We start from the raw sequence: 25,394 nt of genomic DNA on the forward strand, positions 1-25,394 counted from the left end.
GTATTATAGTATATGAAAAAGATTACCATGGAAAAAATAAAAAATGACGATAAACTAAAGAGAGGATTAGTTTTTTTTATTACATTTTTATTTATGTATGTGGTACTTATAACATCATTTGTTACAAAAAAATATGATTTAAAAGAGGGCGATATAGCTAAAGTTGATATAAAAGCTCCAAGGGAAATAAAAGATGAAGTGTCTACTAAAGCTAGGTTACAGCAGGCTTTAGATTCAGTGCCTATACAATATAGTAAGAGAACAGAAGTTAAAACTGAAGTTTTAAGTGAAATAAATAATTTTTTTTCACAAGTAGACTCTTTAAAAGATAAAAAAATAGAGGAAAAACAAAAGATTCAACAATTAGACCAGAACGGTAAAATAAATATATCAGAAAGAGAACTAATTGAGATATTAAATCTAGATAAAGCACAACTTAAATCGTTGCAGGATGTTCTTATTAAAGCAATATCAGATTTATATGAAAATGTAAATATAAGTGATGATTCACAAAAGGATAATGCCCAAGATATAAAAAAGGCACAGGAATATATTTATGTGAAAGTGAAAAATTCTAAGTTGTCTAATTCTAAACAACTTGCAGTAAGTATAGCCTATTCAGAAATAAAGCCTAACTTTTATTATGATAAAGATAAGACAGAGGAGTTAAAGAAAGATACTTTAAAAAATACTCCACCAGTTATGATAAAAAAAGATCAAACAATAGTTAAAGAAGGAGAGCCAGTATCTAAATATCAATTAGATTTATTAAAGGATATAGGGTTGTTAAATAATAATAATAATTTTGAATGGTATATATTTATAGGATTAGCTGTTTTAATAGTATTAGTGCTTTTCATACAGTATGGATATATATATAAATACTACAATGAAGAATTTAATAAATTAAATAGTTTGATATTAATAAGTTTAAATAATTGCATAGCTATATTATTAGCTAGGAGTATGTATACAATATCCCCATTTTTAATACCATTAGCATCTATACCTATGATATTAACTTTGTTATTAAATCATAAGATATCCTTATTTACCAGTCTTGTAAACTGTATTTTAATAGCGGTAGCAGTTAATTTTGAAGTAGAGATTATTTTAATAGCTATAATGAGTGCTGTTTTAGGATCTACTATATTAAGGAAGATGCAAGAGAGAAATGATATATTGTATTCTGCATCTTATATAGCTATTATAAATGTGATTCTTGTTTTTTCATCAGGTTTTCTTTTAAGTAATAGCGTTATAGATGTAAGTAAAAAAGCTCTATTTACCCTTATAGGAGGGGTTCTTTCAGCTATACTAACAATAGGACTTCTTCCTCTATTTGAAAATTTATTTGGTATAGTTACTACTATTAAGCTTTTAGAGCTTTCAAATCCTAACAATCCATTACTTAAAAAGTTATTATTAGAAGCTCCAGGAACTTATCATCACAGTATATTGGTAGGAAATTTAGCTGAAGTTGGTGCTGAAGTTGTAAATGGGAATCCAGTATTGGCCAGGGTATCTGCTTATTATCATGATATAGGAAAGACTAAAAGACCATATTTTTTCAAAGAAAATCAAATAGGAAAAGAAAACCCTCATGATAAAATATCTCCTAACTTAAGTACTTTAATAATTACATCCCATGTAAAGGATGGATTAGAGTTAGCTAAAGAATATAAGATACCTGAAGTTATACAGGATGTTATACAACAACATCATGGTACATCTTTAGTAAAATATTTTTATATAACTATGAAAAATAATAGTGAAAGACCTGAAGATGTAAATGAGGAGGATTTTAGGTATCAAGGACCTATACCAAGAAGTAAAGAAGCCGCTATAATAATGCTAGCAGATAGTGTAGAAGCGGCAGTAAGATCTATAAATGAACCTACTAAAGGTAAAATGGAGGAAATGGTGAATAAAATAATAAAGGCAAGATTGGATGAAGGTCAGCTAGATGATTGTGATCTTACTTTAAAAGAAATAGGCTTAATAAGAAATGCCTTTTTAAAGGTGCTTATAAGTATATACCATCAAAGAATAGAATATCCAGAAGATAAATGGATGAAAGATAGGAGGACCAAATGATATATTTAGATAATAGACAGGATAAGATAAACATAGATGAAGAGTTTCAAAATAAAATAAAAGAAATAATAGATTATGCTCTAAAAGAGGAAAAGGTAAATATAAATTATGAAATAAGTGTTGTGTTTATAGACAATAATAATATAAAAGAAATAAATAAAGATTACAGAAATATAGATAAAGTAACAGATGTATTATCCTTTCCTATGTTAGATTATGAAGAAGGAAAAGTATTTAAAGATTTATATGTAGATTATGAATTTGATGAAAGTGACCTAGATGAAGGAAAGTTAGTTCTAGGAGACATAGCACTTTCGCTAGAGAGAGCAGAAGAGCAAAGTAGAGAATTTGGTCATAGCTTTCTAAGAGAGGCTTGTTATTTAACCATACATTCAGTATTGCATCTTTTAGGATATGACCATATTAAAGAAGATGAAAAAGTTGTAATGAGACAAAGAGAAGAGGAAATATTAAAAAACTTTAATTTGGGAAGGTAAAGATTTATTTCTTTTAACCTGTAAAGGATGGTGTGTAGCCATGAAAGTAAATAAACTTTTGGATAGCTTCAATTATGCTATAGATGGAATAATACATGCAGTTAGAACCCAGAGGAATATGAGAATACATATGCTTTCTGCTCTTTTGGTTTTAACTGCCTGTTTTTTCTATGATTTATCAAAGATAGAATTAGTAGTAGTATGCATAACCATTACTTTAGTTATTTTTGCAGAACTTATGAATACTGCTATAGAATTTGCTATAGATGCTACTACAAATTATTATCATCCATTAGCTAAAGTTTCTAAAAATGTAGCAGCTGGAGCAGTCTTATTGACAGCTATAAATGCAATAGTAGTTGGATATATTATATTTTGGGATAAATTAAAATATATGAATTTCGTATTAATAACTAAAATAAAAAACTCCAATCCTTATGCTATATTTATCATATTAGCTATAGTTTGTATAGTTACAGTAGTGGTGAAAGCTATATATGGAGAAGGAACTCCCTTAAAAGGAGGAATGCCTAGTGGACATAGTACCATGGCATTTTCTATAGCTACAATAATAGCTCTTATAACTAAAGAATTTCCTGTAGTTATGCTAAGTTATTTTTTAGCTTTCATAGTAGCTCAAAGCAGAGTAGATTCAGAAGTTCATTCTATATTAGAGGTAATAGTAGGAGCTTTATTTGGAACATTATTCACTACTTTGCTGTATAGAATATTTGGATAGTTGAAATGATGTAAAATAATGTTATAATTTATTTACACTATAATTTGTAGAGTAAATAGTTTATCCAAACGGGAGGATTTATAATGAAATATGACGAAATTATAACAAAAGCAATAGAAGCACGAGAAAATGCTTATGTTCCTTATTCAAAATTTAAAGTAGGAGCAGCTCTATTAACAGAAGATGATACTATATATACAGGATGTAATATAGAAAATGCATCCTATGGTGCTACAAATTGTGCAGAAAGAACAGCTATATTTAAGGCTATATCAGAAGGTTATAAAAAGATAAAAGCCATTGCAGTGGTGGGAAGTTTTGAAGAATATACCTATCCTTGTGGAATATGTAGGCAGGTTATAAGTGAATTTGCAGATGGAAATATAGACATAATAATAGTAAAAGATAAAAATAATTATGAAATAAAGAAACTAGATGAAATTTTACCAGGAGCCTTTACTAAAAAGGATTTAATAAAATAGACGAGGAGATAAAACATGTTTAAATCAGGATTTGTAACTATAGTAGGAAGACCAAATGTAGGAAAATCAACGTTGTTAAATGCCATAATGAAAGAGAAACTTTCCATAGTTTCATGTAGACCACAAACCACAAGAAATAATATACAAACCATATTAACAGAGGATAATTATCAACTTGTATTTGTTGATACACCAGGAATACACAAACCTAAACATAAATTAGGAGAATATATGGTAAAATCAGCATCAGATGCTATGAAAGATGTGGATTTAGTACTTTTTTTAATAAATCCAGATGAAAAACCTGGCAGGGGAGATTTATTTATAATAGAACAATTAAAAGAAGTAAAAGTACCGGTATTTTTAGTTTTAAATAAAATAGATGAAAATTCACAAGAAAAAGTAGCAGAAACTTTAAAAACATATTCAGAACTTATGGAGTTTCAAGAAATAATACCTATATCTGCTCTAAAAGGAAAAAATGTTGATTTACTTAAAGAATTAATGTTCAAATATATACCAGAGGGACCACAATATTATCCTGAAGATATGATAATAGATCAAAATGAGAGGTTTATAGTGGCAGAGATAGTAAGGGAAAAAGCTTTAAGACTTTTATCAGAAGAAGTGCCTCATGGTATAGCTGTAGAAATACTTCAAATGAAGAAAAATGAAAAAGGCACTTATCATATAGAGGGTAATATATTATGTGAAAAAAATTCTCACAAACCTATAATTATAGGTAAGAATGGTAGTAAGTTAAAAAAGATATCTCAACATGCAAGACAAGATATAGAAGCTTTTCTTCAAAGTAAAGTATATATAAGACTTTGGGTTAAAGTAAAAGAAGAGTGGAGAGATAACCAAAGTTTATTAAAAGAATTAGGTTATAAAAAGATGAAATAAATAATATAGGGAGTTGATTTTCTGTCACTATATAAAACTAGAGCTGTAGTAATAAAAACTCAAGAATTCAAAGAAGCAGATAAATTAGTTTGGTTATATACAGAAAAGTTAGGTAAAATAACTGCTATAGCAAAAGGTGCTAAAAAAAACAGAAGTAAATATTTATCTAATACCTCACCTTTCTGCTATGGAGAATATGTATTATATAAAGGGAAAAGCTTATTTAATTTATCAGAAGTCCAGTTAATAGATTCATTTCAGGACTTTTTAAGAGATTTAGATACATTAACTTATGGATCTTATTTTTGTGAACTAATAGATATATGTACAGAAGAAAAAGAAAGTAATAGAGAATTATTTCAAGAATTCGTTAAAAGTCTATTTTTAATGAAAAATAAAGTAATAGATTTAGATATTTTAGCAAGGGCTTTTGAAATGAAAATTTTAAAACATACTGGATATGCTTTTAATTTTAATCATTGTTTGGAGTGTGGGAGAAAGATAGAAACTTCTAATTACATAAGTCTGCAAAGTTTAGGTGGAATATGTAATTATTGTAATAAGATAAATGGTATATCTGTAACCTATGCTACTTATAATATATTAAAATATATATATAAAACTTCGTTGGAAGAACTTTACAGGCTTTCTATTGATGCAAAAACTAAAAAAGACATATATAAAATTTTAAGTACTATAATAAGTGAGAGCTATTTGAAGAAACCTAAAAGTCTCCAAATATTAAATTATATAAAGGAGGAATAAAAATGGAAATAACATTAGAAAAAATTGATATTGTAAGAGAAAGGACAGGAGCAACTTATACAGAAGCTAAAGAGGCTTTAGAGGCTTGTGAGGGTAATGTAGTAGATGCTTTAGTATACATGGAAAATAAAGAGAAAGAGCAGAAAGAAGATTTTTATACTACAAAAGATGAATTAATAAAATGGATAAAAGAGACTATAAGAAAAGGTAATGTTACTAGAATAAGAGTAAAAAAAGAAGAAAAAGTTATAGTGGATATACCAGTAAATGCAGGTTTAGCGGCTACAGCTGCAGCAGCCATTATTTGGGCGCCTATACTATTAGCAGCTTTGGCAGCAGCTATAGTAACTAAAGTAACCATAGAAATAACAAAAGAAGATGGCAGCGTAGAAGTGATCAATAAAATAATAAAAAGTACAGCTGAAGATGTAAAAGACAAAGTAAATGAAACTACTTGTGATATAAAAGAAAAGTTTTCTAATAAGTTTGATAATGAATCAGATGAAAAAGAAAACAATTTCTATAGTTATACAGTTAATTTTGAAGAAACAGCAGATGAAGAATGTGATAAATGTAAAAAAGAAGATTCTGCAGAAAATAAAAAACAAGAATAATATAATAATTACTAGCTAATTATAAGGGTGTAAATTTATAATGAAATGAAAAACACCTTGTTAAACAATAGATTTTAATTGTATCTATAAAATTTATATTGTTACAAGGTGTTTTATAAATTTTCAAGTGGGACACAAAGTGATGTGGTAGTTACAAAAATGACCAGCAGTATTTTATAAATAATAAATTAAAGTGTAGCATAATATATTAAAAATAGTATTAATTATTGGTTATATATATAATAAAGTAGCATATAAATCTAAAAGTTACATATTATAAAAATAATTATAATAAAAAATTATAACAAATTCCTCTGTAAAATAAAAAAATATAAGAAATAAAGTAATATTGAGAAAGCATTAATAAGCATAACATAAATTTAAATAACTTAGCACAAATAATTAAAAGTGATATACTATTTAAACTAAATTGATGATATAATATATATAGTTTAGTTTTATAATTTAAATGTTTAAAATCTATTTAATTTTAGGAAGAGGGTGAAGGCAATTAAACTATCTGAAAGACAAGAACAAATAGTGGAACTAGTAAAAAAGAATGAGCCTATAACTAGTGAGAATTTAGCAGGATGTTTAGGAGTTACAAGAGCAGCCTTAAGACCAGACTTAGCAATATTAACTATGATAGGTATATTAGAGGCTAAACCAAAGGTAGGATATATATATTCTCATAAGCCTTCATATAGTTTGTTACAGGACTATATAAATGATATAAAGGTTAAGGATATAATGTCTAAGCCTGTAATGGTAAATGAAAATACTACAGTATATGATTCTATACTGCATTTATTTTTAAACGATGTAGGAACATTATTTGTGCATAATGAAGAAATATTAGTTGGGGCAGTATCAAGAAAAGATTTCCTTAAAGTTGCTATGGGTGGTACTGATATGCATAACGTACCTATAGGAATTATAATGACAAGAATGCCCAATATAGTATGTGTGAATAAAGAAGACTCTGCTTATTATGCTGCACAAAAGATAATAGAACATGAAGTAGATAGTTTACCTGTAATAGAAAAGACAATAAAAAATAATACTGAAGAATTTAAAATTATAGGAAAAGTATCAAAAACTAATATTACAAAATTATTTGTGAAGGTTGGAGAGAGTGTTTAAAGTAAAAGTTTTAACCAGATAATTACTTATCTAAATATATAAATCACAAAGAAATTTTACAGAGGGGATGTTTATTATGGAAAATAACAAGTATGTTTATCTTTTTAGCCAAGGAAATGCATCAATGAGAGAATTGTTAGGGGGAAAGGGAGCTAATTTAGCAGAAATGACTAATTTAGGAATTCCAGTTCCTACAGGATTTACAGTAACTACAGAGGCTTGCATAAAATATTATAAAGATGGTAAAAAATTAACACAAGAAATAATAAAGCAAATAACAGATTCTATGGAAGAATTAGAAAAGAAAACTAATAAGAAATTTGGCAGTGAAGAAAATCCTCTACTAGTTTCAGTAAGATCAGGAGCTAGAGTTTCTATGCCAGGAATGATGGATACTATATTAAATCTAGGATTAAATGATAAAACAGTAGAATCTTTGAGTAGACTTACAAACAATGCAAGATTTGCTTATGACTCATATAGAAGATTTATTCAAATGTTCTCAGATGTAGTTATGGGTATAGATAAAAGAGATTTTGAAGATGTATTAGATGAAATGAAGGATAAGAAACAAGTTAAATATGATACAGATTTATCATCAAAAGATTTGAAAGAAATTGTAAGTAAGTTTAAACAAATATATAAAAAAGAATTAGGAACAGATTTTCCACAAGAACCTAAAGAACAACTATTAGCAGCAATTACAGCAGTATTTGGTTCATGGGATAACCCAAGAGCTATAATATACAGAAGATTGAATAATATACCAGGAGATTGGGGAACAGCTGTAAATGTACAATCAATGGTATTTGGAAATATGGGAGAAACATCAGGAACAGGAGTGGCTTTTACAAGAAACCCTGCTAATGGAGAAAATAAAATATTTGGAGAATATCTAATAAATGCTCAAGGTGAAGACGTTGTAGCAGGAATTAGAACACCTCAACCTATAGCAAAATTAAAAGAAGATTTACCACAATGCTATGAAGAGTTTGTGACTATTGCTATAAAGCTTGAAAAGCATTACAAAGATATGCAAGATATGGAATTCACTATAGAACAAGGTAAATTATATTTTCTTCAAACTAGAAATGGTAAAAGGACTGCTCAATCTGCATTAAAAATAGCTGTAGATTTAGTAGAAGAAGGAACATTACAAAAAGAAGAAGCTTTGTTAAAAGTAGATCCAAAACAATTAGATACATTGTTACACCCTAATTTTGATGAAAAAGAATTAAAAGCTGCACAAGTTATAGCTAATGGGCTTCCAGCATCTCCAGGGGCTGCTTGTGGTAGAATTTATTTTACAGCTGAAGAAGCTAAAATGCATCATGAGAAAGGTGAAAAGGTAATATTAGTAAGACTTGAAACATCCCCAGAAGATATAGAAGGAATGATAGCAGCAGAAGGAATATTAACAGCAAGAGGTGGAATGACATCTCATGCAGCGGTAGTTGCTAGAGGTATGGGAACATGCTGTGTAGCAGGTTGTTCTGAAATATCTATAAATGAAAAAGAAAAATATTTCCACGCTGCAGGAAAAACTTATAAAGAAGGCGATTATATATCTCTAGATGGAAGTACAGGAAGAGTTTATGGACAGTGCATAAAGACTGTGGCTCCAGAGATAAGCGGATACTTTGGAACATTCATGGAATGGGCAGATAAAGTAAGAATATTAAAAGTTAGAACTAATGCAGATGCTCCAAGAGATGCAGCTCAAGCAGTTACATTTGGTGCAGAAGGAATAGGTCTTTGTAGAACAGAGCATATGTTCTTCCAAGAAGAAAGAATACCAGCTGTTAGAGAAATGATACTTGCAAATACGGAATCTCAAAGAAGGAAAGCGCTAGGTAAATTATTACCAATGCAGAGGGAAGACTTTGTAGGAATATATGAAGCCATGGGAGAGAGACCAGTGACTGTAAGATTACTAGACCCACCATTGCATGAATTTTTACCAAAAGATGATGAAGATATAAAAGACTTATCAAAAGAAATGGAAGTGAGCTTTGAAGATTTAAAAAGCACCGTAGCATCATTGCATGAATTTAATCCAATGATGGGTCACAGAGGATGCCGTTTGGCTGTATCTTACCCAGAAATAGCAGAAATGCAGACCACAGCCATAATAGAAGCGGCTATAGAGATTGTAAGAAATAAAGGAATAAACATTAAGCCGGAAATAATGATACCATTAATAGGGGAAATAAAAGAAATGGCTTATGTAAAATCTATAGTTGTAGAAACAGCTAATAAGGTATTACAAAGAGAAAAAATAGATATGGAATATCAAGTTGGAACAATGATAGAAATTCCAAGAGCTGCTCTTACAGCAGATGAAATAGCTAAAGAAGCAGAATTCTTCTCCTTTGGAACCAATGATTTAACACAAATGACATTTGGATTTTCAAGAGATGATGCGGGTAAATTCTTAAATTCATATTATGATAAAAAAATATATGAATTTGATCCATTCCAAAGAATAGATCAAACTGGTGTAGGAAAGCTAGTAGAAATGGCAGTGAAATTAGGAAAGCAACAAAGACCAGATATAAAATTAGGAATATGTGGAGAACATGGAGGAGATCCTTCATCTATAGAATTCTGTCATAATGTAGGATTAAATTATGTATCTTGTTCACCATTTAGAGTACCAGTAGCAAGATTAGCTGCAGCACAAGCACAAATAAAAAATCCAAGAAAGTAGTTTTATTTTATAAGATGGATTAAAAATCATAAATCAAATACAAATATATAAATAAATTTTATTAGTTCTTAATCTGGCTTTAAAATTTTTAAATTTCTCATGTAGGTGAGTAACTAAGAGTTAACAGATATATTTTCTCTCTTAGACATAAAATTTTAATACAGTCAGATTAAGAACTTTTTTAAAGTGAATTAGTCTATAAAATATATTATTCATCTTAATAGTATGAATCCAAATTGTTTTATTTTTTACAAGTCAAACTTTTATTGAATTTGGATTCTATGTGTTTACCAAATAAATATACAAATTCACTTTGATTATCAATATCCTCAACAGAACTTTTTAAGATTTTTTGAAAAGATTTTTTATTACACTTGTTTATATTTTTATAATAATCTCTAGATATTTTCCAAAACTTTTGAGGAAAAGATAAGTAGCTCAATATATACCTGTATTCATCTAAATTTAAAGGGATAAATTTGTCATAGGATTCTAATATTTCAATTGCTAAGTTAGCATCCCAGTTTGTATTTTTTCTCCTTAGGAGCCTTCTTAAAAAATAACCTATATCATGAACCCTATAGTCTATAGCACATTTATCAAAATCTATAACCCATATATTATCATTTGGAGAGAGAATGATGTTTTTATTAACATAATCTAAATGACATAAACATCTGTGTAGATTATTATTATTTATACTATGAGATATATCTACAGAAGTTTTTGCTAACATTATGTTTTTTTCAAAATGTTTAAGAAAAAAATCAGAGAATTTATCTTTTTCTTTAAAGGCATAATTAGAACATTTTAAAAGATGAAAAAAATGTTTTTCATGGGATCTATAGATGCTATCACTCTTTTCTTTAACTTTACTACCTTTTATGGGAACAAATTTTTCTACACTAACATGCATTTTCCCTAAATTTTCTATGGAATAGACAATATGTTCTTTTTTATCATAATCACATTTTTCGCCTTCAATCCAAGGAGTAAGTATAAAAAACATATTCTTATAATTTACAAATCTATTTCCATCGGAAGCAGGCAGAATTCTTGGGACTTTGATTTCATTTCGATAAAACCATTCTACAGCAGAATAAACAAACAATAAATTAGGCTCATCATAATATACTTTTTTTAGGCAATAAGAACTATTACCATAAGTAACTTTATAAACAGCTCTTTGCTTTTCTGTATTTTTAAATTTGATTTGACAAATGTTTGCAGTTTGCAAGTTATATTTGGGAAGAACGTATTTTTTTACGTTTTCTTCAGATAATAAGCTTATATCAAATGACTTAGACTCATAAGCCATAGAAACACTCCTTAAAAAATATTTTCTTTTATAATGATATTAATTAAAATCATTTATTATAACGGATTCCTAAAAAAAGGAGTTCTTAATTTAATATAGAATTAATAACACAAAAACATTTTATTGTTAGGATGATAATATATTATGAATATAAGAGAAACAATTGAAAAAAAAGAACAATTAATATTAAATGAAAAGGCATGTCTTTCTACAAATTCTAGGGGACGAGAAAGACCAGAAGAGCAAGACCATATAAGAACAGTGTTTATGATAGATAGAGATAGGATTATTCACAGTAAATCCTTTAGAAGATTAAAGCATAAGACTCAAGTATATATAATAACTTCTGGAGATCATTACAGAACTAGGCTTACTCACACTTTAGAGGTGGCACAGATTGCAAAAACAATAGGAAAGGGCATAGGACTTAATGAAGATTTAATAGAGGCAATAGCTCTAGGTCATGACATAGGGCATGTAGCCTTTGCTCATAATGGAGAAGAAGTGTTAAATGAGTTATTATCTAATGGATTTAGACATAATGAAAATAGTGTAAGAGTCCTTAAAAAAATTGAAAATGAAGGTAGAGGATTAAATTTGACTAAGGAAGTATTAGATGGTATATTGCACCACAGTGGCTTTTCTAGAAACTCTCCTAAGGCCTATACATTAGAAGGCCAGATAGTTAAATATAGTGATAAGATTGCCTATGTAAATCATGATATAGATGATTCTATAAGAGCAGGACTTTTACTTCAAAGTGATATACCTAATGAGTTACTATACTGTCTTGGAAATACCCATGGAAGAAGGATCGATACTTTAGTTAAGGATTGTATAAAAAACACATTAAATAATATAAAAAAAGGAATTATAGAAGTATCACTAAGTGATGAAAAACAAAAAGCTTTATATGAACTTAGAAAATATTTATTTCAGAAAATATATAATGGTGACATATTAAAAGTAGAAAGGGACAAAGCTAAATTTGTACTAAAACAAGTTTGCCATTATTTTGTTAAAAATCCTGAAAAAATGCCGAAACTTTATAGAAGAATAATAGAAGAAGAAGGGTTATATATAGGAGTAGCAGATTATATATCAGGAATGAGTGATGATTACTGTTTATATGTTTTTAATAATATATATGTACCTAAAGTAGTTATATATTAAAAAAGTATGAATTGGGTATAATATTTAATGTAAAAAAAGTAAAATTTATAAATTAATGAAATAAAAAGTAATGATATATAACTAAAAAATAAAAATTACTGAAATTTGAAGGAAATTTAGCATTTATAAAGAATATATTATAGTGAGTTTATAACGAAAGTTTAAAAATATTCGAAAACCTAGAAGGAAATATAAAGTTTTTGTCGAATATATTATTTTTGCCTACGTATTTTTAAAATAATATATTCATAAAATATTAAAGAGTAAGGTGGGAGTAGTCATTGATATCGGAAGATGTCGTCCAAAAGGTAATAGAGCTAAACGATATTGTAGATGTTATATCAGGGGACATAAAGCTTAAAAACAGTGGAAGGAACTATTTTGGGTTATGTCCTTTTCATCATGAAAAAACACCTTCCTTTAGTGTATCGCAGGATAAGCAGATATATAAATGTTTTGGATGTGGAGAAGCAGGAAATGTTGTAACTTATGTAATGAAGACTAAAAATATTGCCTTTCCTGAGGCAATAAAAATTTTAGCAGAAAGAGCAAATATAGATATACAGGAAGATAAAAAAGAAAATAGAAATAATCCTAAAGATAAAATCTATAGAATAAACATAGATGCAGCTAGGTATTTTTTTAATAATCTCATAAAGAATAAAAAACCTATAAATTACTTTTTAAATAGGGGTGTTACAAAAGAAATAATTAAAAGGTTTGGTATAGGATATTCTAAAGATAGTTGGGATGGTCTTTTAAGGCATCTAAAGTCAATGGGATATACTGAACTAGATATGCTATCTGGAGGTCTTATTATAAAAAGTAAGAAAGGATCTTATTATGATAGATTTAGAAACAGAGTTATGTTTCCAGTCTTTGATTATAGAGGAAAAGTAATAGGGTTCGGCGGAAGAGTACTGGATAATTCTAAACCTAAATATTTGAATTCACCAGAAACTATGATATTTAAAAAAGGTATAAATTTATATGGTTTAAATTATGCAATAAAAGAAAATAAAGATAGAGTATTAATAATCGTAGAAGGATATATGGATTGTATAACATTACATCAATATAGCATAAAAAATTCTGTAGCATCTCTAGGAACAGCTCTAACTACAAATCAAGCTAGACTTTTAAAACGATATGCAGATAAAGTCATAATATCTTATGACGCAGATACAGCAGGACAATTAGCTACAATGAGAGGTTTAGAAATACTAAAGGATGTAGGGCTTAACGTAGAAATACTAACTGTACCAGATGGAAAAGATCCAGATGAATTTGTAAAGGCACATGGAAAAGAAGCCTATTTAAAATTAGTAAAGGAAGCACTACCTCTTATAGAGTATAAAATAAAAATTAGCAAGCAGGACCTAAATATTAGGGATAAAAGGCAAGCTATAAGATATGTAGATAGATATATAAAAATTATAAAAGATTTAGATCCTGTGGAAAAAGATATGTACATAAGAAGGCTATCAGAAGAAACTAATATAGAAATTCAGACTTTATATGACCAATTTAATAAAAAAAATCAAGATTCTAGGAAAAATGAAAGAAAAATGAATATATTAGAAGCTTTTGGACAAAAATTGTATCTAGAACCAGCTTATATACGAGCTGAAAGATTTATCCTCCAATTAATGTTTAATGATTACAACATTTATGAGTATATAAAAAATAATATAAATGAGCAGGATATAATAGAGGATACTCATAAGACAATATATAAATATATAAGGGATACTTTAGAAGACTCAAATATAGAAAACAAAAAATTACATATAGAAACTTTATGTAATAAAAACGTAGAAACATCTAAAGAATGGGTAAATATATTAAATACCAATTTTATTTATAAACAAGAGGAAAGTAGTAAATTTATAGATGATGTTATTTTAAATATTAAAAAATATAAATTGGAAAAATATAAAGAAGATTTACTTAAAAAGATTAAAGAGTATGATACACAAGGAAATTTAGATGAAACTATAAAAATGAGCCAAGAACTCATAAAAGTACAGAAAACCCTAAGTGCCATGAAATAATGGCGAAAGGAGGCTACACTTATAATGAAAGAAAAGAAGAATAATGCTAAAGATAAAAATGAAAAAATGAAATTAGTGAGACGCTTAATAGATAAAGGTAAAAAAGGTGGATCATTAAGTTATAAAGAAATTATGGACGAATTAGAAGAAATAGATTTAAGTCCAGAGCAAATAGAGAAGATATATGATGTATTAGAATCTATGGGTGTGGAAGTTACAGGTGACATGAATGATATAGACGTAAAGGAAGAAGATATTGATTTATCAGTTCCAGAAGGTATTGCTATAGATGATCCTGTGAGAATGTATTTAAAAGAAATAGGTAAAGTAGCATTATTAACTTCAGAAGAAGAAATAGAATTAGCCCAAAAAATAGAAGCAGGAAATATGGTTGCTAAGAAAAAACTAGCAGAAGCTAATCTAAGACTTGTTGTAAGTATTGCAAAAAGATATGTGGGAAGAGGAATGCTATTCTTAGATCTTATACAAGAAGGAAATTTAGGACTAATAAAAGCCGTAGAAAAGTTTGATTATAGAAAAGGCTATAAATTTAGTACCTATGCTACTTGGTGGATAAGGCAGGCTATTACAAGAGCAATAGCAGATCAAGCAAGAACTATAAGAATACCAGTGCATATGGTAGAAACTATAAACAAACTTATAAGGGTATCAAGACAGTTGTTGCAGGAATTAGGAAGAGAACCACAACCAGAAGAAGTAGCTAAAATTATGGAAATGCCTGTAGATAAGGTGAGAGAAATAATGAAGATAGCTCAAGAGCCAGTATCATTAGAAACTCCAATTGGTGAAGAAGAAGATAGCCATTTAGGAGATTTTATACCAGATGATGAAGCACCAGCACCAGCAGAAGCAGCAGCGTTTACCATGTTAAAAGAGCAACTTATTAATGTACTTGATACATTAACACCAAGAGAAGAGAAAGTATTAAGATTAAGATTTGGTTTAGATGATGGAAGAGCTAGAACCTTAGAGGAAGTAGGAAAAGAATTCAATGTAACAAGAGAGAGAATAAGACAAATAGAAGCTAAAGCTCTAAGAAAATTAAGACATCCAAGTAGAAGCAAAAAGTTAAAAGATTATTTAGATTAATGCACCAATATAAGGTGCTTTTTTTTTCTTACTTATAATGATATAATGTTCATGTTAAGGTAGGTGATAACTGTGAAAAAATTTAAGCCTATGAGTGGATCAGGATTAATTTCTGTAGCAACTACTACTATACTGTATAATATAGCAGTAATTTTAATAATGTTTTTAGTTAATTCTTATGAAATAATGGAGCTGTTAAAAATTTGTTTAATAGGATTGGATATATATTTTATTTACTATATATTAATGTATTCTACAGTTTCTTATTCTTTAGATAAAGAGAATATGTATATAAACAGTATATTTGGTCTAAAGAAAGTTGTAATACCCATTAAAGAAATACAATATTATAAGAAACAATCTGGATATATAAAGAGTATGAGAATATCGGGTTTTAGTAAATATTATTATGCTATAGGTAGAAATATAATAGATAAATTAGGTAATACTTATATGTATGTAACATCTAATAAAAGCATATTATATTTAAAAACAGAAAAAATAAACTATGGAATATCTCCTCAGGATATTGAAGAATTTGAATCAATATTAAAGCAATCAAGAATAGAACAGGGAGATTGGAATTTTAAATTAAATAAAAATACTAATATATTTAAAGATAAGAGATATTTTACACCTTTCATAATTGTGACCATTATGGTGTTAATAATAACCTTAACCCCTATAATACTTTATTTGTATAATCTCTTACCAAGCAAGATGCCTCTTGTATTTGATGCTAAATTTAATCCAGTAGGCTTTGGTGAAGGTAAACAATTTGCTTTTAAACAAATGATGTATGGGGCATTAAATATGGTTATATTATTTTGTATGTATTATGTATCATATTTCTATTCAAAATATGATAAGGACTATGCCTATAAATTTTTATATATATCATTGTTTTTTTCAACAATATTTTTAATATTTCAAATAAGAATACTACATGTATTTTTATAATTTTATAACTTAAAACAATAGATGTAATTTTTATTATGATAAAAGATAAGTATGACATATAGTAGGAGTTAGATATGGAAATAAGCTTAAGATTAAAAGAAATAGCTAATATGGTAGATAGATGTGAATCAATAGTAGATGTTGGTACAGATCATGCATATATACCCATATATTTGATAAAGAATAACATTTGTAAAAACGCTATAGCTGGAGATATAAATAAAGGGCCTTTATTTAGAGCACAAAACAATATTGCCTTTCATAATTTGCAAGGTAAAATTCAGTGTAGATTAGGGCCAGGACTTACTAAAATATATCCTAAAGAAGTTAATGGTGCTATAATTGCAGGAATGGGCGGGCATCTTATAAAAGATATATTGGAGGAATCAAAGGAAGTTTTTAAAACCTTAGATTTTTTAGTGTTACAACCTGTGCAAAATCCAGAAGCTTTAAGGAAACATATATATAATAATGGATATAAAATATTAGAAGAATCGTTAGTGTTTGAAGACAATAGATTTTATGAAATAATAAAAATAAGATATGATAAAAATGTCAAGTCTATAGATCCTATATACTATGAGATAGGACAATATTTGATAAACAATAGACACCCATTGATAACTAAGTTTTTATGTAATAATATTGACAAATATAAAAAAATACTACAATATATAAAAGAAGACACAGATAGTTCAAAATTAAGAAAAGTAGAAATTAAGAAAAAAATATTTAAATTGGAGGAGCTTTTAAATGAATTTAAGTGTTAAAAACATAGAAAATGAAATAGAAAAATATGCTCCTTTATATTTAAAGGAAAGTTATGACAATGTAGGTCTTATGATAGGTGATCATAAAGCTACTGTAAATAGAATATTGGTTGCCCTAGATTGTACTTTAGATGTAATAAAAGAAGCTAAGGAAAAAGGATGCAATTTAATAGTTACACATCATCCTTTATTATTTAAGAAGCCCTCTTCTATAACTACAGATACTTTATTAGGTAAAAAAATAATAGAGCTAATAAAAAATAATATAAATTTGTATTCTAGTCATACAAATTTAGACTCTACAGAAAATGGTTTTAATGAAATAGTAGCACAGCTTTTAAATTTAGAGAATATAGAGGTTATAGATCCTAGTACTTATAATAATAAGGCAGGCATAGGACGAATAGGGCACTTAAAAGAATCTATGACTTTAGAGAAATTATGTGAATTTGTAAAGAAGGCTTTTAATATTTCTCTACTAAGATATTCAGGAGAAGATTCTTTGAAAATAAAAAAAGTTGCCATAATAAATGGTAGTGGTCAAGACTATTTTGGTAAAGCTAAAGCCTTAGGAGCAGACTGCGTAATAACAGGGGATACCACATATCATTATGTAAGTGATTTAATGGAAGAAAAAATAGCAGTTATTGATGCAGGCCACTTTCATACAGAATGGCCAGCTTTGCAATGTTTTTATGAATGGTTAAAAAATAGAATAGAAAACATGGGCTTTAAAAATGATGTTCTTTTAGCTGAGAACAATTTTTCGCCCTACAAATATAAATAGAAATGAGTTTTATTCACTCGTTTCTATTTTTTTATATATCAATAACATAGAGTTAAAACTTATTAGGTATAATATAAGGAGGTATTTCTTTAAAATTAAAAATTGTATTTTAAAGGAGAAGAAAATTATGAAAAATTTAAATTTACTAATTCAGCTTCAAAATTTATATATTCAATTAGAAAATAGTAATAAAGTACTAAAGGATGGTTCAGATATATATTTTTTAAAAAAATTAAAAGACGAGTTTGAAGAAAATAAGAAAGCATATAAATCTAAAGAAGAACAACTAGAAAATATAAAGAGAGAATATAAAGAAATAAGTTTAAAGATAAAAAAAGAAAATAAAAATATAGATGAAAAAGAATATACTCTATATAATGAAACAAAAAATAACATAAAATTAATACAAAGATTAGAATCAGATATAGAAAAGAGTAAGAGTAGAATAAAATATTTAGAGAACTTAGGAATAGAATTAATAGAAAAAGATGAAAAAATAAGTACAGAAAAAGAATCTTTAAGAGAAGAACTAAAAATAATAAAAGTAAATTTTGATGAGTATAAAAAAACAAGTAGTGAAAAAATAAATAAAGCTAAAACTGAAATAGATTCTTGTGAAAGGTCAATAAAAAGTCTAAGAGATAGTATTGAAAGAAATGCACTACAAGAATTTGATAAAATGAGAAAAGTTAAAAAAATAGCTATAGTACCTGTAGAAAATGGAGTATGTACGGGTTGTAGGGTCAGGGTTTCCAGTGTGATTTTAGATAAAATAAGGAAACAAGAAAATGTAGTTTATTGTAATAATTGTGGAAGAATGATTTATAATTCAGATTCAAAGAAATCAAGTAAATAAAAAAATAAATTTTATAAAAATAAATTTGATTTTTATTTATAGCTGTGATATTATAGTACTTGCGAGTAAACCAGACAATCGCTGCCGTATGCCGTACCGCGTACGGGAGAGGAAAGTCCGAGCTCCATAGGGCAGGGTGCTGGGTAATACCCAGTGGAGGCGACTCTAAGGAAAGTGCAACAGAAATATACCGCCAGATTTATCTGGTAAGGATGGAAAGGCGAGGTAAGAGCTCACCAGCGTATAGGTGATTATACGGCTATGTAAACCCCATCTGGAGCAAGATCGAATAGGAGAGCAGAGAACTTTGATTCTCAGGGGTAGCCCGTCCCGCTCTCGGGTAGTATCGCTGGAGCCTATTGGTAACAATGGGCCTAGATAGATGATTGTCTAATACAGAACTCGGCTTATAGGTTTAGTCGTACCATTGAAAACACTAGGTTTTATGCCTGGTGTTTTTTAGTAAAAAATTATAATTCAAAAGAAAGAGATTTTTAAACTATATTTTATGAGGTACATAATAGCAGAAAATTATTGATGGAGGAAGTTATTATGAGTAGTTCAATTAAAGAAATTATTATAAAATTTGTTTTCGTGCTTTTGGTTCTTTTTATCGTAGGGCATTTTATAAAATCATTAGAGCTTAATATTCTTAAATCATTAGCAATATCTTTTAGTATAACATTAATTGATTTTATAGTATACGTAATAAAAAAATCTAAAAAAAAGTAAAATACTTTTATATTAAGGTGCATGATTAAAATAATTCTACTGAAGGTATAAATTAAGTAACTATCCTTGTGCGTGCTATGTTAATAGCGTGTTCAAGGCGATCACAGCTGTCTAGTATTTTATAGAGATATGACAGTGGAGTAGATATAAAAATAATAATTTAGAAGGAGTAGGAACTTTTTTCTGCTATATTTAATATTATATTTTTAATGTCATAAATTATTTTTAGAATTGTAATGGTGTAGTAAATAATTAAATAAAAGTTATATAATCTGAATATTATAAAAAATCACAATAAAAATAATCAAAATATATTGACAATATTTAAATTGTAATATATTATTAATATAACAACTGGTAATAACCTCATTACCAAATTAGATTAATAAATAAGTTGAAAAAGTATTTAATAGTTATAACATAAATTTAGAAGGCATATATTTATACTGGTACTTACATCAGTATAACATATAAAGAGATAATTACATCAGCATGATGAATAAGATACAGGAAGGTGAAAATATGTCTAAAATTTTTAACATTGAAGAACAGACATTAAAAGATTTAGGGGGGATCAATACAGCCAGGGAAATATATCAACAACCTGAGGTTTGGATGGAAACATTAGAAATAATAAAAAATAATAGAGAAAGAATATCAAATTATATAGGTAAACGATTAGAAAACAAGGATTTAAGAATAATTTTAACAGGAGCTGGAACTTCAGCTTTTGTTGGAGAAGTGGCAGCACCTTATTTAGCAAGACTTTTAGGAAAAAGAGTAGAAGCAATTCATACAACAGATATTGTTAGTAATCCGGAAGATTATTTAGAAAAGGAAATACCAACCATATTAGTATCTTTTGCTCGCTCAGGTAATAGTCCAGAAAGTGTAGCTACCTATAATTTAGGAGAAAATTTAATAGATGACGTAGGACAACTTGTTATTACTTGTAATAAGGAAGGGGCATTAGCTAAAAAGGCCGAAGAGGATGATAAAAATCTTGTTATTTTAATGCCAGAAAAATCTGATGATAAAGGGTTTGCTATGACAAGCAGTTTCACATCAATGTTATTGACTACAATAACTGTATTTGATATGGACAACTTAGATAAAAATATTGAAACTATGAAGTATGTAGCCAACGATGCTTCAAAAATACTTAGTGAAGCATCAAAAGATATTTTCAATCTTGTTAAATTAAATTACGATAGGGTAATTTACTTAGGTTCATCTTCTCTTAAAGGACTGGCCAGAGAATCAGCTTTAAAAGGATTGGAACTTACAAGCGGAAAAGTTATAACATCATATGATTCAGTTTTAGCATTTAGACACGGTCCTAAATCAATAATAAATGATAAAACATTAGTGTTTATGTTTATGTCAAATGACGAGCATGCAAGGAAATATGAAGTAGATTTATTAAAAGAAATAAGTGGAGATAAAGGAAATCATAAAGTAATTTCTATAACATCAGAACGTGATAAAGAAGTGGAAGAGAATTCATATAAAATGTTTGTATTAAGTGAGGAATGTAAGAATGTAAAGGAAGTTTATTTAGCATTAGATTATATACTATATGCTCAAATGTTTGCATTCTTATATTCAAAGGAACTTGGAATTAGCCCTGATAACCCAAGACCAGATGGAACTGTAAATAGAGTTGTTAAAGGTGTAATTATTCATGAATATAATAAATAATATTAAATTAACATCATTGATTTCTTGGAAATAGTCAAGAAATCAATGATAAGAAATAGATAATTATTTAAATGGTTAGGGAGGAATGTATTATGGCAAATATTTTAATGACAAGAATTGATAACAGATTAGTACATGGGCAAGTAGGCGTAACTTGGGTAAATTATTTAGGAGCTAACTTGATTGTTGTTGCAAATGATGAAGTTTCTACTGATGAAATCAGACAAAATTTGATGGATATGGTTGTACCAGATGTTATAGGAACAAGATATTTTTCAATACAAAAAACTATAGATGTTATTAATATGGCAGCAGAAGATCAGCTAATATTTATGGTTTGTGAAACACCACAAGATGTTTTAAGGCTTGTAGAAGGTGGAGTTCCTATAAGTAAAGTTAATATAGGAAATATGCATTTTAGTGAAGGAAAAGAGCAAATATCTAGTACAGTTTCAATTGATGAAGAGGATAAGAAAGCTTTAAGGAAATTACATGATTTAGGTGTAGAACTAGAAATAAGAAGAGTTCCAGATGAAAAGATTGAAGTAGATATATTAAAATTTATATAAATTTTAATATATCTAAACGTTAATAATGTTTTTTATATGAACTATAAAAATATAATAATAAAAAGTGTATAAAGGAGGAAACAAGCAAATGTTAATTCAAGCACTATTAATTGGTCTTCTGGCTGGTATACTTGGAATAGAACAATTTAACTTCTTATTTCACTTCCATAGACCTATTTTCTCAGGAATACTTGTAGGTCTTATATTAGGGGATGTTCAATCAGGTATTATAGCTGGTGCAACATTTGAATTATTCTGGGCTGGAATGGTTCCTTTAGCTGGAGCTCAGCCACCAAATGTAGTTATAGGAGGAATTATAGGTACAGCATTTGCAATAATAACTAAGCAGAGTGCAGAAGTTTCATTAGGAATTGCCCTTCCATTTGCTTTGGCTGTACAAGCAGCAATAACATTTTTATTTACCCTTTTCTCAGGATTTATGAAAAAAGCAGACAAATGTGCAGAAGATGCTGATGTAAATGGAATTAATAAAGTGAATTATGTAGCACTAATAGCATTATTTGGTTTTAACTTTATAATTGCATTTCTACCTATATATTTAGGTGCAGATTCAGCAAAAGCCCTTGTAGATGTATTAAATTCAACTACTGCCGGAAAAGTAATAATTGGTGGTTTAGGAGTAGCTGGTGGAATTATGCCAGCAGTAGGTTTTGCTACTTTACTTAAAATAATGCTTAAAAAACAATATGTAGCGTTTTTAATAATTGGGTTCATGCTTTCAGCATATGGAAAATTGGATATACTGCCAATAGCCTTAATTGGTGGAGCAATAGCTGCATATGATTATTTCTTAAATGAGAAGAAAGGAAATACTACTAGTAAAAGGGAGGCGCCTTCACATGGAATCTAATGTAAATGGTTACGAAAATCCAAAACCAGAAAAAGTTATAACTAAGAAAGATTTAAATAGAATGGCATGGCGTTCAATGTTCTTACAGGCATCATTTAATTATGAAAGAATGCAAGCTTGTGGGTGGCTATATGGCATACTGCCAGGACTAAAAAAGATACACACAAATAAAAAAGATTTATCAGATTCAATGAAAGACCATCTGGAGTTTTTTAACACTCATCCATTTTTAGTAACTTTCATTATGGGTATAGTCCTTGCTATGGAAGAAAATAAGGCAGATAGAAATACAATAAGAAATATAAAAGTTGCTACTATGGGACCACTAGGGGGAATTGGAGATGCATTATTTTGGCTTACGCTACTTCCAATATGTGTTGGAATCGGAGCATCCTTTGGTAAAGCAGGAAGTGCTTTTGGAGCAGTAATATTCTTAGTGCTATTTAATGTAGTTCACTTAGGTTTAAGATTTGGATTGATGCATTATGGATATAATACAGGTGTAAAGGCTATATCACAGCTAAAAGAAGGTACAAAGAAAATATCTAGAGCAGCATCAATACTTGGTATAACAGTTTTAGGTGCATTAATATCTTCATATATCAAATTAGAAACAACAGCTGTAATTACTGCAGGTAAAGCAAAAGTTGCATTGCAAAAAGATGTTTTAGATAAAGTTTTAATACACTTATTACCTCTTTTATATGCATTATTAATGTATAGATTAGTTAAAAAGGGTTGGTCACCACTTAGACTAGTTTTATTGACTGTTGTTGTAGGCATAGTGGGTAGATTATTTAACATATTATAATAATTGATTCATATTCTTAAACTTTGAAGTTAGCATAAAAAGAAAGGGTGAACAAAATGATAGGAATAATAGTCAGTGGTCATGGGAATTTTGCTACAGGGCTTACAAGTTCTTTAGAACTTATAGCAGGTAAGCAAAGAGATTTAATTGCTGTAGATTTTACTATAGAAGATACAACAGATACTTTAAAAGAAAAAATGGAGAATGCCATGGATGAGTTAAAACATTGTGAAGGATTAGTAGTTCTCACTGATATAATCGGAGGTTCCCCTTTTAACACAGCAGTTCTGTTAGGTATGTGTAAAGAAAATGTTACAGTTATTTCTGGAACTAATCTAGGCATGATTTTAGAAGGAGCTTTATGTAGAGAAGGATTAACAATGGAAGAACTTAAAGATACCTTGATTAATTCTGGAAAAGAGGCTGTAAAGATTTATGAAAATAAAAAGAAAAAACAAAATTCTTGTAGTGGAATTTAAAATTGGAGATGAATAAATTTGAAATTAGGTATAAAAGTTAAAAAAGCTTATTTAGAAGATAGAATTTTAGAAAATGCGTTGTTAATAATTGAAGATGGTTTAATAAAATCAATTTTAAATTTAAAAGATGAAAAAAATATTAAATTAGATCGAGTTTTAGATATGAAAAATTACAATTTAATGCCAGGATTGATAGATACACATATTCACGGTGGGGCTAGTTTTGATACTATGGATGGAACGTTTCAATCTATTAATGAAATATCAAAGTATTTATCAACTAGAGGAGTAACATCATTTGTTCCTACCACAGTAACAGATGATATCTCAAATATAAAAAATGCTGTAGATAATGTAAAGGAATGTATAGAGAAAGTTGAGGGTGCTGAAGTATTGGGATCTTATGTGGAAGGTCCATATTTAACTAAAGAGCATAAGGGAGCACATCCAGAAAATTTATTAAAACATATAGATATGGATGAAATAAAAGAAATATTGGAAGTTGGAGAAGGAACAGTAAAAACCATTACAATTGCTCCAGAAAAAGAAAATTCAATAGAATCTATAAAATATATTACAGATAGAGGGGTAAATGTATCTATGGGACATACTAGCTCAGATTATGATAGAGCTATAGAAGCAATAGATGCAGGTGCTAAAATAGCAGTGCATATTTATAATGGTATGAAAGGATTAAAACACAGAGAGCCAGCTTTGATAGGGGCTGCATTAACAAGAGATGATGTATATTGTGAGCTTATAGCTGATATGATTCATATACATCCAGCAGCTATAGATATAGTAATAAGATGTAAGGGAAAAGACAAAGTAGTGTTAATTAGTGATGCTATGAGAGCTGGTGGACTAGAAGATGGAGAATATATGCTTGGAACATTGAAAGTTATAGTGAAAAATGGAGTTGCAAGAACTGAAAGTGGTTCTTTGGCAGGTAGTACAACTAATTTAATGTATTCCATAAAAAATATAATAAAAAATGTTTCAGTTACAGATATAGATGCTATAAATATGGCTTCATTGAATCCTGCAAGACTCTTAAAAATTGATAAAGAAATAGGAAGCATTAAAGAAGGCAAAAAAGCAAATTTAGTAGTTGTGGATGATAATTTTAATATAATAAAAACATTTATAAATGGGAAGATCGTATACGAAGTTTAAAAGAATAAAATGGGTAAAGTAAATTTAATAAAAAACATAATGATGTAATTATCACTTGTTTATATTAAAACTGT

24 protein-coding genes and 1 other RNA gene are annotated in these 25,394 nt (G+C 28.3%); 24 read left to right on the forward strand and 1 reads right to left on the reverse strand.

Annotated features, from left to right (window positions below; all coding sequences use genetic code 11):
- The first annotated feature begins 12 nt into the window (after window positions 1-12).
- The 9 genes from NGI68_RS12855 to ppdK all read left to right on the forward strand — a co-directional run bounded on the left by NGI68_RS12855 (window position 13) and on the right by ppdK (window position 9,953).
- Window positions 13-2,097, forward strand: a complete 2,085-nt coding sequence (locus NGI68_RS12855) for an HD family phosphohydrolase (protein WP_251861869.1) — start codon at window positions 13-15, stop codon at window positions 2,095-2,097.
- Window positions 2,094-2,594, forward strand: a complete 501-nt coding sequence (gene ybeY / locus NGI68_RS12860; protein WP_251861870.1) for an rRNA maturation RNase YbeY — start codon at window positions 2,094-2,096, stop codon at window positions 2,592-2,594. Before NGI68_RS12855 ends, ybeY begins: the two co-directional genes overlap by 4 nt.
- A gap of 40 nt (window positions 2,595-2,634) precedes the next feature.
- The gene (locus NGI68_RS12865) at window positions 2,635-3,333 is read left to right on the forward strand and encodes a diacylglycerol kinase (RefSeq protein ID WP_251861871.1); all 699 of its coding nucleotides are present in this window, start codon (window positions 2,635-2,637) and stop codon (window positions 3,331-3,333) included.
- Window positions 3,334-3,416: 83 nt separating this feature from the next.
- Window positions 3,417-3,815, forward strand: coding sequence for a cytidine deaminase (locus tag NGI68_RS12870; RefSeq protein ID WP_251861872.1), 399 nt, complete (start codon window positions 3,417-3,419; stop codon window positions 3,813-3,815).
- A 15-nt stretch (window positions 3,816-3,830) separates the two neighbouring features.
- A complete protein-coding gene (gene era, locus NGI68_RS12875) occupies window positions 3,831-4,721 on the forward strand; it encodes a GTPase Era (RefSeq protein ID WP_251861873.1) in 891 nt (296 codons plus the stop codon).
- A gap of 21 nt (window positions 4,722-4,742) precedes the next feature.
- Entirely contained in the window at window positions 4,743-5,486 is a 744-nt protein-coding gene (recO, locus tag NGI68_RS12880) for a DNA repair protein RecO (protein ID WP_251861932.1), read from the forward strand.
- Window positions 5,487-5,488: 2 nt separating this feature from the next.
- Window positions 5,489-6,100: a DUF4342 domain-containing protein gene (locus tag NGI68_RS12885; protein ID WP_251861874.1), complete on the forward strand. Its 612-nt coding sequence runs from the start codon at window positions 5,489-5,491 to the stop codon at window positions 6,098-6,100.
- A 501-nt stretch (window positions 6,101-6,601) separates the two neighbouring features.
- A complete protein-coding gene (ccpN, locus tag NGI68_RS12890) occupies window positions 6,602-7,243 on the forward strand; it encodes a transcriptional regulator CcpN (protein ID WP_251861875.1) in 642 nt (213 codons plus the stop codon).
- Between the two features lie 76 nt (window positions 7,244-7,319).
- A complete protein-coding gene (gene ppdK / locus NGI68_RS12895; RefSeq protein ID WP_251861876.1) occupies window positions 7,320-9,953 on the forward strand; it encodes a pyruvate, phosphate dikinase in 2,634 nt (877 codons plus the stop codon).
- A gap of 241 nt (window positions 9,954-10,194) precedes the next feature.
- Here the strand turns inward: ppdK and NGI68_RS12900 are convergent, their stop codons facing one another.
- Window positions 10,195-11,271, reverse strand: coding sequence for a CotS family spore coat protein (locus NGI68_RS12900; RefSeq protein ID WP_251861877.1), 1,077 nt, complete (start codon window positions 11,269-11,271; stop codon window positions 10,195-10,197).
- Window positions 11,272-11,415: 144 nt separating this feature from the next.
- Between NGI68_RS12900 and NGI68_RS12905 the strand changes: the two genes are divergently transcribed.
- From NGI68_RS12905 to nagA, 15 genes are all read left to right on the forward strand, one after another.
- The gene (locus NGI68_RS12905) at window positions 11,416-12,444 is read left to right on the forward strand and encodes a deoxyguanosinetriphosphate triphosphohydrolase (RefSeq protein ID WP_251861878.1); all 1,029 of its coding nucleotides are present in this window, start codon (window positions 11,416-11,418) and stop codon (window positions 12,442-12,444) included.
- 281 nt (window positions 12,445-12,725) lie between these two features.
- On the forward strand, window positions 12,726-14,498 hold the full coding sequence (gene dnaG / locus NGI68_RS12910) for a DNA primase (protein WP_251861879.1): 1,773 nt from the start codon (window positions 12,726-12,728) through the stop codon (window positions 14,496-14,498).
- 24 nt (window positions 14,499-14,522) lie between these two features.
- Window positions 14,523-15,608, forward strand: coding sequence for an RNA polymerase sigma factor RpoD (gene rpoD, locus NGI68_RS12915; RefSeq protein WP_251861880.1), 1,086 nt, complete (start codon window positions 14,523-14,525; stop codon window positions 15,606-15,608).
- Between the two features lie 72 nt (window positions 15,609-15,680).
- Window positions 15,681-16,568 (forward strand): PH domain-containing protein, encoded by an 888-nt coding sequence (locus NGI68_RS12920; protein ID WP_251861881.1) that lies wholly within the window; start codon window positions 15,681-15,683, stop codon window positions 16,566-16,568.
- 74 nt (window positions 16,569-16,642) lie between these two features.
- A complete protein-coding gene (locus tag NGI68_RS12925) occupies window positions 16,643-17,338 on the forward strand; it encodes a tRNA (adenine(22)-N(1))-methyltransferase (RefSeq protein ID WP_251861882.1) in 696 nt (231 codons plus the stop codon).
- Complete coding sequence (locus NGI68_RS12930) at window positions 17,322-18,125, forward strand: Nif3-like dinuclear metal center hexameric protein (protein ID WP_251861883.1); 804 nt, start codon at window positions 17,322-17,324, stop codon at window positions 18,123-18,125. The genes NGI68_RS12925 and NGI68_RS12930 overlap by 17 nt, the downstream gene beginning before the upstream one ends.
- Window positions 18,126-18,252: 127 nt before the next feature.
- Window positions 18,253-18,981, forward strand: a complete 729-nt coding sequence (locus NGI68_RS12935; protein ID WP_251861884.1) for a zinc ribbon domain-containing protein — start codon at window positions 18,253-18,255, stop codon at window positions 18,979-18,981.
- Window positions 18,982-19,043: 62 nt separating this feature from the next.
- Window positions 19,044-19,407, forward strand: an RNA gene (gene rnpB / locus NGI68_RS12940) — RNase P RNA component class A.
- A gap of 126 nt (window positions 19,408-19,533) precedes the next feature.
- Window positions 19,534-19,713, forward strand: coding sequence for a hypothetical protein (locus NGI68_RS12945; protein ID WP_251861885.1), 180 nt, complete (start codon window positions 19,534-19,536; stop codon window positions 19,711-19,713).
- A 522-nt stretch (window positions 19,714-20,235) separates the two neighbouring features.
- On the forward strand, window positions 20,236-21,414 hold the full coding sequence (locus tag NGI68_RS12950; protein WP_251861886.1) for an SIS domain-containing protein: 1,179 nt from the start codon (window positions 20,236-20,238) through the stop codon (window positions 21,412-21,414).
- 92 nt (window positions 21,415-21,506) lie between these two features.
- Window positions 21,507-21,983 (forward strand): PTS N-acetylgalactosamine transporter subunit IIB, encoded by a 477-nt coding sequence (gene agaV / locus NGI68_RS12955; RefSeq protein ID WP_251861887.1) that lies wholly within the window; start codon window positions 21,507-21,509, stop codon window positions 21,981-21,983.
- Window positions 21,984-22,071: 88 nt separating this feature from the next.
- Window positions 22,072-22,854 carry a PTS N-acetylgalactosamine transporter subunit IIC gene (agaW, locus tag NGI68_RS12960; protein WP_251861888.1) on the forward strand — a complete coding sequence of 261 codons (783 nt, stop codon included), beginning with the start codon at window positions 22,072-22,074 and terminating at the stop codon, window positions 22,852-22,854.
- Window positions 22,844-23,665, forward strand: a complete 822-nt coding sequence (locus tag NGI68_RS12965) for a PTS system mannose/fructose/sorbose family transporter subunit IID (RefSeq protein WP_251861889.1) — start codon at window positions 22,844-22,846, stop codon at window positions 23,663-23,665. Before agaW ends, NGI68_RS12965 begins: the two co-directional genes overlap by 11 nt.
- 56 nt (window positions 23,666-23,721) lie before the next feature.
- On the forward strand, window positions 23,722-24,144 hold the full coding sequence (agaF, locus tag NGI68_RS12970; RefSeq protein WP_251861890.1) for a PTS galactosamine/N-acetylgalactosamine transporter subunit IIA: 423 nt from the start codon (window positions 23,722-23,724) through the stop codon (window positions 24,142-24,144).
- A gap of 18 nt (window positions 24,145-24,162) precedes the next feature.
- Window positions 24,163-25,320, forward strand: a complete 1,158-nt coding sequence (gene nagA / locus NGI68_RS12975) for an N-acetylglucosamine-6-phosphate deacetylase (protein ID WP_251861891.1) — start codon at window positions 24,163-24,165, stop codon at window positions 25,318-25,320.
- Window positions 25,321-25,394: the final 74 nt, after the last annotated feature.

This window comes from Clostridium sp. Marseille-Q2269 (assembly GCF_943736985.1).
In the GTDB taxonomy this organism is placed as follows: domain Bacteria; phylum Bacillota; class Clostridia; order Clostridiales; family Clostridiaceae; genus Clostridium_F.